15 protein-coding genes are annotated in these 12,445 nt (G+C 62.7%); 3 read left to right on the top strand and 12 right to left on the bottom strand.

All coding sequences use genetic code 11. The features are described 5' to 3' along the window. Positions 1-300, top strand: a complete 300-nt coding sequence (locus AC5592_RS19820) for an immunity protein CdiI family protein (RefSeq protein ID WP_063065073.1) — start codon at positions 1-3, stop codon at positions 298-300. 87 nt (positions 301-387) lie between these two features. Next, complete coding sequence (locus AC5592_RS19825; protein WP_063065074.1) at positions 388-822, top strand: YbaB/EbfC family nucleoid-associated protein; 435 nt, start codon at positions 388-390, stop codon at positions 820-822. Between the two features lie 390 nt (positions 823-1,212). Here AC5592_RS19825 and AC5592_RS19830 read toward each other — a convergent pair whose 3' ends face one another. The 12 genes from AC5592_RS19830 to AC5592_RS19885 form a co-directional block, all read right to left on the bottom strand. Further along, on the bottom strand, positions 1,213-1,524 hold the full coding sequence (locus tag AC5592_RS19830; RefSeq protein WP_063065076.1) for a hypothetical protein: 312 nt from the start codon (positions 1,522-1,524) through the stop codon (positions 1,213-1,215). A 180-nt stretch (positions 1,525-1,704) separates the two neighbouring features. Continuing rightward, on the bottom strand, positions 1,705-1,926 hold the full coding sequence (locus AC5592_RS19835) for a hypothetical protein (RefSeq protein WP_063065077.1): 222 nt from the start codon (positions 1,924-1,926) through the stop codon (positions 1,705-1,707). Positions 1,927-1,971: 45 nt separating this feature from the next. Continuing rightward, the gene (locus AC5592_RS19840; protein ID WP_198163886.1) at positions 1,972-5,691 is read right to left on the bottom strand and encodes a DEAD/DEAH box helicase; all 3,720 of its coding nucleotides are present in this window, start codon (positions 5,689-5,691) and stop codon (positions 1,972-1,974) included. A gap of 448 nt (positions 5,692-6,139) precedes the next feature. Then, on the bottom strand, positions 6,140-6,256 hold the full coding sequence (locus AC5592_RS19845) for an excalibur calcium-binding domain-containing protein (protein ID WP_371507342.1): 117 nt from the start codon (positions 6,254-6,256) through the stop codon (positions 6,140-6,142). A 447-nt stretch (positions 6,257-6,703) separates the two neighbouring features. Next, positions 6,704-7,000: a hypothetical protein gene (locus tag AC5592_RS19850; protein ID WP_157122050.1), complete on the bottom strand. Its 297-nt coding sequence runs from the start codon at positions 6,998-7,000 to the stop codon at positions 6,704-6,706. A gap of 10 nt (positions 7,001-7,010) precedes the next feature. Then, a complete protein-coding gene (locus tag AC5592_RS19855) occupies positions 7,011-8,384 on the bottom strand; it encodes a hypothetical protein (protein ID WP_063065080.1) in 1,374 nt (457 codons plus the stop codon). Next, positions 8,381-8,686, bottom strand: coding sequence for a WXG100 family type VII secretion target (locus AC5592_RS19860; RefSeq protein ID WP_063065081.1), 306 nt, complete (start codon positions 8,684-8,686; stop codon positions 8,381-8,383). Before AC5592_RS19860 ends, AC5592_RS19855 begins: the two co-directional genes overlap by 4 nt. Before the next feature lie 4 nt (positions 8,687-8,690). Beyond that, a complete protein-coding gene (locus AC5592_RS19865) occupies positions 8,691-9,035 on the bottom strand; it encodes a type VII secretion target (RefSeq protein WP_269750201.1) in 345 nt (114 codons plus the stop codon). A gap of 205 nt (positions 9,036-9,240) precedes the next feature. Further along, on the bottom strand, positions 9,241-9,753 hold the full coding sequence (locus AC5592_RS19870; RefSeq protein ID WP_084506904.1) for an NUDIX domain-containing protein: 513 nt from the start codon (positions 9,751-9,753) through the stop codon (positions 9,241-9,243). A gap of 73 nt (positions 9,754-9,826) precedes the next feature. Further along, positions 9,827-10,018, bottom strand: a complete 192-nt coding sequence (locus AC5592_RS19875; protein WP_063065082.1) for a hypothetical protein — start codon at positions 10,016-10,018, stop codon at positions 9,827-9,829. A gap of 178 nt (positions 10,019-10,196) precedes the next feature. Beyond that, complete coding sequence (locus tag AC5592_RS19880) at positions 10,197-10,484, bottom strand: hypothetical protein (RefSeq protein ID WP_232329452.1); 288 nt, start codon at positions 10,482-10,484, stop codon at positions 10,197-10,199. Further along, complete coding sequence (locus AC5592_RS19885) at positions 10,481-10,693, bottom strand: hypothetical protein (RefSeq protein ID WP_063065084.1); 213 nt, start codon at positions 10,691-10,693, stop codon at positions 10,481-10,483. Before AC5592_RS19885 ends, AC5592_RS19880 begins: the two co-directional genes overlap by 4 nt. Positions 10,694-10,983: 290 nt before the next feature. On the opposite strand from AC5592_RS19885, the gene AC5592_RS19890 reads away from it, so the two are divergent. Further along, positions 10,984-12,444 (top strand): helix-turn-helix domain-containing protein, encoded by a 1,461-nt coding sequence (locus AC5592_RS19890; protein WP_157122053.1) that lies wholly within the window; start codon positions 10,984-10,986, stop codon positions 12,442-12,444. Position 12,445: the final 1 nt, after the last annotated feature.

Consider the following 12,445-nt stretch of genomic DNA (forward strand, 5'->3'; position numbering starts at 1 on the left):
ATGCAGCAGCTGAGGCTTCGTCCTGAGATTCAGTGCTATCCGACCTGGGCCTACCGGAACGGGATGTATGACAACGTATCTCCGGAGTCCTTGGGGATCTCAGTCGATCTTGCGCATGCTCTGAACGAGTGGGCGGATCGGTGGGACGCCACCTACGACCTGGCGAATGACCCTGGAAACCCGCAATTCGAGTCGCCCTCCGACGGGCGCCTTTTCTGGGAGGACGGCGAGCGGCTCGCGGAGCGTTTGCGGGCGGAGTTGGGATCGGAGTGGGCGGTCGACTTCAATCCCGAGAGTTGATCGGACCAAAGGAACGACGGTGAGCGAGAGAACTTAGGTTCGGAACCAAGTCGAGGAGTACGCCGTAACGCTGATCGGCGGGGTGACATGACAGATTTCAAGTCGTGGGAACAACAACTGCAGCAGAGCCTCGAGCAGCTTCGTCGAAACGGTCAGCAGTTGGCAGAGGCTGCGGCCGCAATCCGGGGTCGTGGTGAAACCCAGGGCGTCTTGGTCGAATTGGATGCACAGGGCGACATCACCTCGTTACAGATCGCGCCCGGTGCGATGCGCTGGAGCAGTGCACAGCTGACCAGCGCTCTGCTCGACTGCCACCGCAAGGCGCGTGCCGAGGTCAAGGTGAAGGTTGACCGGCTCATCGCCGCCGCCGATCCGCGTATCAAGAAGCAGGTCGAGCGGGTTCATCCTGCCGCAGTCGGGCCTAGCGCCCAGCGATCGTCCATGACCGATGAAGACATCGTTGCGGCCGACGATGCGTACTTCGAACGGCGAAACCGTTACGGCGGTTGGACCGGCGGATAGCGCAACCTCAGGAGCAGGCCAGCGCGAGCGCTGTCGCGCGAATGCCGTTCGACTTTGGTCAGAGAGGCGGATTCGAATAGGTGCTCGCTGTTGTCGATGTCGATCAGAACCTCATGGACCACGTGCAACTGGTGGTCGTCCGCGGGATCATCGGGACGATGCACGGTCGCTGTCGCTATATGGCGAAATCGCCAAGTGTCGCCGTATGACGACAATGGGATCGGTCCGGCCTACCGCTCGCACGCGATCCCGTCGCTGCCCCGGTCCGGCCCCAGCCGGTACCAACCTCGCCGCCGTAGCGGTTGCCGCACCGGCCGCGTTGGCTGCCCTCAGGCGACGTTCAATCCCTCGCCTTCAGACTTCTTGGTTGCGTTGGCAGACAACGGCGTCTCATCGAGTCATTTTCGCTTGTTGGATTTCGGCGAGGACATTGATCCGGCGCTGCAGATACCGCGTCTGCGACGCGAACCATGCGGGCGCCCAGAACCACGTCACGAAGGGCGACACACGCACATCGGATCCAACCTGCGTGTGAGCGTCGTTGAGTAGCTTCGCCATTCGATGAAGCCCGATCAGGTTATAGATCGGGATCAGCTGCGCCCACCACTGCGCCCATGCCGCATGTGGCCTGTCGGTGAATGCCGTCAGCTCCAATCCGGTGCGGCGATACCAGATGAAGTAGTAGACGCCCAGGGTGACCACGCAGAGCCACCACAACGTCCACGCGCCGTGACGTCGAATCGGTGGCGGTGACTCGGGGTGTAGCGGAGGAGTGTGACGAGCGTTACACCACCTATTAGCTGGCGCCGGACTGGGGCGGGGTGCAGATCCCGCGCAAGATCGAAAATGCGAATCGGCGTGGATGTCGGTGGTGGTGGAGCATCACCCTGACCTCGGCTGTTCGCTCGAGTACCGGTCGATTTCGGCCAGGGACGGGTATTCGAAGAGGCGTTCGCCGGCGTCGATGTCGACCAATACCCAGCGGTTGCTCTGGTTGGGTTCGGCGATGAGTTGGTAGCCGGCGCGGCGGGCGCGGGCCATCGGCGTGAGGTCAGGCTTCGCGTGTGCGCCGATGTGTTGTTCCCGTTCGTGCAGATCTGCCATCGGACGGGCGCTCCTCCTCACCGAGTGGAACCGGATTCGGGGCTGCTACCTCAGGCGCCACTCCTTCGAAGTATCGATAACAGTCAAGAGGCCGCCTGTCCCGCGCCTTCCGTGCTGCGCGAGGACGTGAAAGTTGCGGTGATGCGACCACTTCTGGAAGTCGCCGACAACGACGAGCCGCCGACGGGCGCGGGTGACAGCCACATTCAACAGGTTGGGCGTCTTTGCGGCCCACGTGCGCGATCCGTCCTGATCGGCTGCGGTGCCCAGCACCAAGATCACGATGTCGGCCTCTTTCCCCTGGGTGGTGTGGACCGTGCCGACACGGTCCGCTCCCTTGGGAAAGCTTTTGGCCACCGACTTCTGTAGCGTTTGCGCAATGTCACGGAACGGGCTGACGATGAATACGGCCGAAGCGAGGCGCCGGGCCAACTCATCGGCGCGCTCCGTATCGTCGACCGCCCATTCGGGCAGTTTCAGGCCCGCGTCGGCGAGTTCGTGGTCCATTTGACGGGAGATCCGCTCGACAATTCTGTTCAGCGTGGCATCGACATACCGACCCTCCAACGGATTCCATTTACTACCGCTCGGTCGAGCGCCGACGTCGAGCCACGTATTCTGCGTGAGCAATTCGAACGGCTTGCGTTCGGTGACGCCGTAAACCATCAGACCGTCGTACGCGATCTCGTTGCTGACCTCGAACATGAGCCGATCGCAGCGCCGGTGTACCCGAAGCGGTGACCCGACCCAGGTATACCCGGCATCGCCGGTGTTGGGAATCCAGGTGCCGAATCGATTGATTCGGTCCGCGAGTGACTGGACCGACGTGTTCTGCGGTGTCCATTGCGGGTCGACTCCGAAGTGTCGACACAGGCGCTTCTGCCCCGACCAGGGCAGATTCACGACCGGTTCCAGTTGGAGCGGATCTCCGACCATCACCGCGCGTTGTGATCGCCAGAGCGCACCGACCGCTGCCTGCGGCGCGGCTTGACCTGCCTCGTCGATGAAAAGCCAGCCCAACGACTCGCGTCCGAGGGAGGTGAACATGCGCGACATCGAGGCAAAGGTTGTCGAAATCACCGGCACCACGAAGAAAATCATCTGCCACGCGGCGAGCTTGATCGCGGGTCGCAGATCGGATGGTGCGGCACCGCTGACAACATCCATCGCTGCCAGGAGATTGCGCCGTGCGCGGGCCGGCTGAGTGGTGAGCGCTGCGCGATGCAAGTCCAACGCAGCGAGGAAGGCTCGTGACCGCGCGTCGGCGAATTCGGCATCCATCCACGGCGAGGACGTTTCCCGATACTCCATCGCGCCGCGATCGTCCGGATCGGCTGTCCATTCCGCTCCCGGCACAGAGCGGGGCCACCGGCGCCGCGCCTCATCCAGAAGGTCGGCGTCTCGACGGAGCCGTGCTTCTCGATCGGACACCGCTCTGTCCGCCGAGCGAGCGTTCTCGGTTGAGCGCTCGATGTTTCGGTCGCATTGCGAAAGTTGTTGGCAGTATTGGCGTTCCGTCTGAATCTTAGTGCTGAGGGTTCGCCTTCGTGCGGTCAACGCGGCCTCGGCAGCATCGAAGTGCGCCTCGGCGCTCGACAGTGCGGCGTCGGCGATCGCCAGTGCTTCTTTGAATGGACTCGCTTCCTTGTTCCACTCGTCCAAAGCATTGCGTGACCAGAATCGTCGGAGCCTCCCCGGCTTTCCCGCGAGATGTGTATTCAACTGCGCACTGGCAAATTGAACCTTTGTGTTGGCGCACGCCACACCGTTGGCCGCGGCATCCCGCGCTTCGAGCGCATTGCTGAGCTCCGCTTCGGCTCGTCTACGTTCTGCCTGGGTGTTGTCGGCGAGCCGTTGCAGTTCGTCGCGATACTGGCGAAGACGGGCGACGTAATCATGGTGTCCCTGCGCGTCATTGCGCAGTGCGATGAGTCGAGGATCCGACTCGGACTCGCGAATGAGGATGTCGGCGATGCGTTGACGTTGCTGCGCAAGCTGTTTCACGCTCTCGAGCGCGGCATTGAACCGGTCGACGGCCTCGTTCCATGTCGGCAGATTCGAGTCTGACTCCACTGAGACGGAATGCTCGAGATCCATCAGGATCTGATGCAGCCCGACCAGCTCGGAGGGTTCCTCCCGGTTCTTACTCCGCTTGTCCGTCCCCCACCAGAACCGATCCACGAAATCTTGCCGAAAACTTCGCCGGCCCAATCGGGCGGCGACTGCGCCCCAGCAGGAGGTTCCCGTCAGGATTGTGGCGGGGCCGGCCAAGTAGTCGGCGTCCGGGAACGTCTCCAGATCAATAGTTTTCGACGCTGGTACCTCTAGTGTGATGTTCTCTACGGCGCCGTTGTTGGAAGACGCGACCACAATCTCGAAGCCGGTCAGATCGGCACGCAGCGGATGCAGCTTCCGATGGTACTTCTTGACGGTTTCCTCGGTCGTCCATGCCAGGGGCGTCTTCTGGAACACTTCGGATGCGGACTTCAACCGTGCCAACCTGGTCGCTCGCGCCACGACGATCGCGGCGATCAGATCCCGGAGCATTGTCGTCTTACCTGTTCCGGGCGGTCCGTTGACCGCGTACAAGCCACGAGCGGCTGGATCAGCAAGGCTGTTGAAGATCTCGTTTATGGCGAATTGCTGGCTCAATGCCAGTGGCTCGGTCGGCGGGGAAGGCCAGCGCCCGAGGGGCATGGCGTCCGGCGCCAGCGTACGCAACACCGTTGCCGGCGATCTCCGCAGGTCGACACGTTGTGCCATATCGATCGATTCGTCGTCGCGGAGATAATCGGTGAGTGCTTTTCCAGCGTCTCCGGCGGCCAGTGAGTTTGCGACCAGTTCGAGGTCCGGGGCGTAGAAACTGTTCAGGAACTCATCGCCCGCCGCATCGTCCGCTGTGCGCAATGGGATCTGGCGGCTCTTGACACGAATGTTCCTCGGCTCCAGCGCTTCTGCCAGCCCCAGCGTCTCTGCAACCCATCGGGTGATCGCGGCAAGGTCGTCGACGGTGAGCACTTTGGTGCCGAGCCCGGTCGGGGCTGAGCTGTCATCACCCTCGGGGCTTTCAGGTTCCGTGTCTTTCCCGTTCCTGCTCAGCTTCGGTTTGACGGTCGCGTTGATGGTGTCGTTCGCGTCCTTGGCGAGCGAATCGCCGATCTTCTCGATCACCTTCGCGGCGATCGGGCCGACCGTCGGTGCGGCGATTGTGCCGACCACGGACGGTAGCGCCGAGATTCCGCCGGTTGCGACATCGAGCGCAACCCGTGCTGCTGTGCCGGCGACCAAACCGAGTCCGCGGCCGGTAGTTTCTGACGTCGAACTGATCGGAATGCGGCCGTCACCGATTTCGAAGAGATAGCCCAGCAGCTTCTCCTGGTCGTCGTCGAAGCCGTCGAGCCACGCATCGTCGTCCGGGCCAGGGGTGAGAGTTCGGCTCACTGCCCACGCACACGAGGACAACGTGATGCTTTCTTTGATCAGATGGCCTGCTTCGTCGACTCCGAAACTCAGCAGCGCACTCGTACCTTTGACCCGGCCGTCGAGATCGTGCTCGGATTCGGGCGCGCGCAGCGCTTCCTGGAGCACCTCGCGCACCTTGCGCGTTTCGAAGATTCCGGCGTACACGGTGTGTCGCCAAATTCGGTCCTTGCGCGGGGTCGCCAGCACCCCCGCCTCCCACGGAAGCGGGCGTCCCTTGCTGACTGCTCGAACGTCGTTCTTGGGGTCGACCGCTTCGACTTTCGGTGGGCTGAAGTACTCCACGGCGCGCCAGTACCGCACGATCTGTGCTCGGCTCTCGGCATCACTACGATTGTGCACGCTAACCCCCACCGGCTCGAAACCTGTTGTTGCACTGTAGAAAAGGTACCTCATCGCAGATGGGTGGTAGCGGTGATCGCGCAACCATGGTTCCTCGACACGGGCGGACTGTGAGAAGGTTGTGCCGGCCCGAGATCAGCCCGTGTAGCAAGTCCCCGCGTGCCCGTCCCACCGCCCATGTGCTGTCGCGGTGTGAGAACCGTTGTGCACCTTCGTTTCACATGCTGGTAGTAACACGCGGCCGTGGGATCGGGGGCCTTGTCGCGCGGCTATTTTTCACGACGTGCACCTGGTGGTCGTCCTCGGGATCATAGAGTCGATGCACAGTCGCTGTCGTCATATGGCGACAGCGCCAGGTGTCGCCATATGACGACAATTGGATCGGTCCGTCCTACCGCTCGCGCGCGCCCCCGTCGCCGTCCCGGTCCAGCCCCGGCTGGCACCCCGGCTCGACGCCGTGTAGCGGTGCCGCACCGGCCGCGTTGGTTGCCGGCAGGTGACGCTGAATCCCTCGACTTCAGACTTCTTGGTTGCGTCGGCAGACAACGGCGTCTGTCCTGGCTCGCGACCGAATGCCGTTGCGACTCGGGCGGTTCGATTGTGGAGCAGATCTGCACCGAGTGGAACCGGATTCGGGCTGGTTGTGATCGATTCGCCGGCTACAATGTGCGTATTACGTCCCCGGGTTCTGCTCGTTCGGATATTTCTCGGGAAAACGCAAACGAGTACTGGCCGGAAGGGGAGCGGTGAATCTCAATACCCACCAGAACGCCCTGAACGGTTGACTCATCTCCTTTGAGTAGCTCGACCTGATCTCCGACCGAGAATTTGTCGCCAGTTCTGCCGACAATAATCGGATTCGGGCGAAAGCTCACCCGGTAGATGTTATCGACCCGGAATTCGCTCAACCGAACGCCCTTCAAGTCGACTCCCGCACGGCGAGGGTCGGCACCTCTCAGTCACCACTGAACCACAGGTAACCCTGCTGCCGGATCGCCGATTCCGATGCTCGCCGCAGGACGGAGAAAAGTTCTCGCTCCGCGTCGCTCTGCGGATTCGCGGAATCCAGCTCCTCCAGAAAGAATTTCAACTGGTATGAATTGAACATGGTGTCGGCGTATTTATGAATTCCGCGCATCATCGGACCCGTGGGTGAATCCAAGACTATATCCGAGAGCGTGTCGGCGACAGCGCCGAAGAATGACTCTGTCTCGTTGTGGTTCATGTTCTGCACGCTGATCGTTATTCCCAACGCATCCTCCTTATTCGGGGAACATGTTTATGACGGTACCCCACCTGTCCGTGATCACCTTGTACTTGTTTGTCGGTTGGCCGCCGTTGTTCTGCGACCTGTTTCCGACCGGGTGACCGGCATCCACCTCGCGTTCGTAGTTGCCGTAATCGTTCGGTCCGCGAGCTGTGACGTTCTCCGCGGCCTCAGCCAGTGCATCGAGGTCGGTACCCTCGGGGAAAGTGCTCTTGTCGGGCGTGACGTTGTCGCCGCCCCGAACATGCTTCCCCTTGATGTACTCCTCGGATTCATCGGTGAGGCCGCCGAGTGGAATGCCCGGAGCCTGCGGCAGATCTTCGTATTTGGTCGCCACGGTCATCGCGCCGTCCGCGGCGACGATGACCTTCATCGCGATGATGGTGGCGAGGTTGGTGGCGGCCTTGTCCAGGTCGATCGTGGGCAGGGCGTGGAAGGCGTCGATGGTGCCGGTGGCCCCGGCGGCGAGGGCCGCCAGGCCGATCACGGTCTTCATCCGGCTGGCTTGGTAGGCGGCCTGAATGGCCTCCATGGTGGTGACGACATCGGCGTCGATGGCCGCAGTCGCGGCGACCGCGGAGGTACCAGCGCTGAACAGAGCCAGCAGACCACCGGCGATCGCAGTGATCGCGATGGTCAGTTCGAGGGTGTTGATCTTGCTACTGGTGTCGCTGGCGAGCGCCACCGTGGCGTCACGATAGTCCGCGACGGGAGCAGCCATCTGCTGGGCGGAGGTGGCGACGGTGTCAGCGCTGGTTTTCAGGGTGGCGAAATGGTCCTGCAGCAGACCCCGGTTGGTGGCGTCGTCCATCCCGTCGAACATCGCCGAGATTCCTGAGATACCGGCGGCGGCGCCGGTGACGGTGGCGTGCTTGGCGAAGGTGTCCCAGACGGTGTGGGCCTTGTCGAGCTTGTTTTTATCGCCGTTGGGGAGCTTCCCGAAGGTGTTGAGCACCTTGGTCAGCAGCTTGTCGAAGAATTCCTTGACCGCACCGTGATCGTCGAGGCCGGGGCCATTGGGAGCTACGGAAGACGGGAGGGAGACCTTGTATTCGCCGACCTGAGTGACATCAGGTTGTGGCGGGGCGGGATTGGATTTGTTGGCGACCCCGTAGTTGTGGCCCATCGCGTACAAGACCGCACCGTAGTTGGTCAGCGCATTGGCAAGGCTCGCGCTGGCCTGCAGCGTTTGTCTGGCAGCTGTGTCGTAGGCCTTGCCCCAGTCCGCGCAGCCAGGGGCGTCGCCGGCCATGCCTAGGCAGTCGCCCTTGATCGCGTCGTGGACAGGTTTGTCGGCCTTACGCAGTTCGTCGGCCAGGTCGCGACATTTCTTGGCGGCGTCGTAGTAGACCTGCCAGTCGACGATCACGGTTGCCCGCTCCGTAACATCCGCCCGTTGAGTTCCACTGCCGTGCTGTACGCAGTGTGGGCTTGTCTGGCAGCGTCGCTCATGTCCTTGACGCCTTCGACGAGTTCTTTTGCGCCACTGATCCATTCGCGGTGAGCGTCGTCATAGGCGCGGGCGGCCACACCCTCCCAGCCAGTGCCCTGGAGGGCTGCGACACGGTGTTCGATATCGGCGACATGGTCAGCAATGAAGCCGGCCAGACCGGACAGTCGGGATACGATCTGGTCGAGGTGTTCGAGGTCGACCGAGAACTGCGAAGCCACCGGACTACGTCCAGTTCAACTTCGGGATATCCAGCGCCGCAGCACTGTTCGCGTCCACCGACTGGAAAGTTTCGGCTGTGACTCCAAGCTTTTCCGCCATGGTGGTCAGTGCCGCGAAGATCTGCCGTCCGCCGTCGTGGACCTCGGTCCAGCCCTCGGAGAATTCGTCGGCGTAGTCGCCGGTCCAGCTGCCGTTGAGCAGTTCGGTGACTTCCCCGGCCGCGGAACTCAGAGCTCCGGACAGGGTGTCGGCCAAGCCGTAGATGTAGATCCCGACATCACGCACCTGTTCCGGGATAACCGAAAACCCCTGGCCAGGACCTGGAATGTTCCCCCCACTATCAGTCACAGTGCGATGCTAGGCGATCAGCGGTCCGTCCGTCCATCATGATCGCGTGTGCCGACCGACGCGTGAACACGCAGCTGATCGGCCGCGCGGTGATCGGCTTCGACTGGTCACCAGGGCGCTTCGAGACGGTCGATCGGCGCGGGAGTCCGCCTGGAGGACACGGTCTTCCGGAGTCGCCGACCCGGGCGGCACATCTACCCTTTGGCTACGTCGGGGTTCCGCTCCCAAAGCGGATGGCCGGGGCCGCCACCCGCGCACTGGCGGCCCGCCGGCTTTCGTCCCATGCCGCTTGGTAGGCGTCGAGTACCTGCCGCACAGCGTCGGTGACGGGTGGATCCTCGGTGAGCGCGGTCCAGGCGTAGGCGTCGTGTTCTTGCAGCTGCACGGGTTCGGGTTTTTCGACGTCGACGGCGAAGTTGAATTGGCGCGATGGTTTCCCGCTGCAGGATCGGTAGTCGAAGCTGCCGAGGAAGGTGCGCACAGTGGTGACACTGAGCCCGGTTTCTTCTGTGACCTCGCGGATCAGGGCTTGGGTGAGTGTTTCGCCGGTTTCGACCTTGCCGCTCGGCAGTTCCCAGATGCCGCCCATGAAATCGTCTTCGGGGCGTTGCAGCAGGAGGACTTTGCCGTCGTGGTGAATGACGGCGCCCACAACGAGTTGCTGTATGCCGTCGGTCGAAGCTTCTGTGGTGAGTCGCTCGATCAGGGCTTCGTCCATGGTCGCTATCCTTTCAGTTCATCGATGTGGTGGAACACTTTTCGGATCGCCTCGACATAGCGCATCGTGATCGCTACTCGCTCAAGTACCGTTCGACCTCGGCCAGGGAAGCGGTTTCGAAGAGGTGTTCGCCATCGTCGACGTCGACCAAAACCCAGCGGTTGCTCTGTTTGGGTTGGGCGATGAGTTGGTAGCCGGCGCGGCGGGCGCGTGCCATCAGGAACCGCAGGCGCGCGGTGTCCGGGTTGATATGGCGGGCGGTCATCGTGTCCGTCGGCTCTCTGTGCGGGGGCGCCAGTCGCGCAGGGCGTCAGCGAATCGCGTCAGTGCGGCGATGCTCGGGGTGGGTGGCTGGGGCAATCGGTAACGGGGGCGTGGAATTTGGGTGCGTCTGGGTTCACGGCGGGGGAGTTGGTCGTGCACGATTTCCTCCGTGGCGTCGGTCAGTAGCCCATGTGCGGCCGGTTGGCGGGGATCATGCGTTTGGCGGCGACGAGGTGGGCTTTGGCTTGCTGTTTGATCGGGCAGACGGTGATGGGGCAGTCGATATGGCGTTGCATGATCGAATGGGCGAGCGTGGTGGTCATGGCCGGGACGCGGTGGTGATCAGTGACGGGTAGCCCGAATGGCTCCGGTGTCGTGAACACACCGACGTGAAATGCGGGCATCGGCTGGTCAAGGATTGTCAAAGCGCTTGTCCCTTCGTTGTTTTGAGATCGAGCGGTGGTCACTGTGTGGCCTCGATGTACTGTGCGGCGAGCCGGAATCGGGGGCAGCCGTGCTTGGCGTGGTCGGCCATGACATTGATGGCGTGGGCTCGTCCGCGGATGGGTTCGGTGTTTCGGCAGGCCGCCGGAGGATCGAGGTGGCGGAGGCCGGCGGCGACGCGTTCGAGGAGGTCGCGGTTGCGGGTGTGCCACAGGCGTAGGGTGGCCGCCATCGACCTGTTATGCGTGCGCCGGGGAAGTTTCGGGCGGTCCTGACGCATGCACTCCTCGACCGGGTGGCCGCCGGTCGGGGTCGGCTCCGCGTCGATCGGTCCACGGGCACTCGTGGCGGGTGTAGGCATTGCGGTCGGCTCCGGAATCTGTCGGGGCGAATGTCGAGCGTGCGCCTGTGCGGTAATTGGTTGCTTCCAGCTTTGCCGTGTCGCCGCGTCGGAACGACGCACCGAACCCGTACTGAGCCCGTACCCTGGCGGTACTACAGCGGAGGGGAGAACGCCGAGAGATGACGATCGTCAAGTGGACCGGCCTCGAGGTCGCCGCGCTGCGTACAGCATTGCGAGACACGCAGATTCAGTTCGCGGACCGGATCGGGTGTTCGCTGGAAGCGGTCGGCAAATGGGAACGCAGAGGTGCCAACATCACATTGGGCACGAAGTACGCCGAATGCATGGACACCGCGTGCATGAGGCTCGATGATGAGCAGAAGGCGCGCTTCGATCAGTTGATAAAAGGAGGAAGGTCCGTCTGGAGGGGACGGAATTCCGGAGCTGACGGTGGTCCTCCAGGTGACACATCTACCCCTGCGGTCGCGTCGGACTTCCGCTCCCGAAGCGGGGGCGGGTTCGCCGTTGCCGACGTCGTTCCTGATGGTCACGTCGGCGTGGAACCAGGAATTCATTTGCGCGATGGAGGTGATCCCACGAACCGTCGAGAAGCGCTGCGCGTGTTCGGCATTTCCGCAATGTCCGGTCACGTCGCTGGCATGGTGAACAACGCCGCGCGGGAGTCTGCGGAGTTGATGAGCACGATGGAGCGCCCGCCCGTCGATCCGGATCTGCTTCACGATGCGGCCGCAGACCTGTACCGGCTGGCGTCGGATTATGCGATCGATCCGGATGTGTCGCGGATCTTTGTTCGGCTCACGGCTCTGCGTGACCAGATCGCAGCAGCGATCCACCGGACGGGCCGCGTCGCCGATCTTCGTGATCTGTACGTCCTGTTTTCGGCCACCTGCGTATTACTGGCATCGGTTTCCCACGATCTCGCTGAGCCACAGGCAGCGATGACGCAGACGCGGGCCGCGGCCTGGTTCGCCGAACTCGCCGGCAACCGCTCGCTGCTGGCGTGGGTGTACTGCACTCGGGCGATGATTACCTCTTGGTGGGGTCGACCCGAGCAGGTCTTGCGCGAGACCGACAGGGCCGGCGCCAAGTACGGTGTCGCCAGTCTACGGTCGGGCGGCCTCGAAGCGCGCGCTCATGCGCAGTGCGGCAATCGTGAACCGGCATTGGCGGCGCTGTATGCGGGTCGAATTCAACGGGAACGCTTGTCCGACGTAAGTGAGTTGGCCGATCTCGGTCCGATCTTCACTTTCTCGTCCGCGCGCCAGCACTACTACGACGCAACGACTTTCGCGAGCCTGCACGATTGGACGAATACCGAACGGGAAGCGGAGGCTGTGATCGGTTGCTATGGACCGAACTTCGACTCGTCCTGGCCGGTCACCCTCACCCTGGCCCAGACGAATCTGGCACGGGCGCGGCTACACCTCGAAGGCCCGCGCGCAGCTTTCGATACTTTGCTGCCCGCACTGAAAGTCCCAGTGGTTCAGAGTCTGCCGCAATTTCACGCCGCACTCCGAGCGATACAGAGCGATCTGGCGGCTCACCCAGCTGCAACCGGTCCCGACGGGCGGACGATGCAGGAAGCCATCCGATCGTTCGCGATGGATACGACAAGGTAAA

Origin of the sequence: Nocardia violaceofusca NBRC 14427, from assembly GCF_963869435.1 — a bacterium.
GTDB lineage: Bacteria > Actinomycetota > Actinomycetes > Mycobacteriales > Mycobacteriaceae > Nocardia > Nocardia aobensis.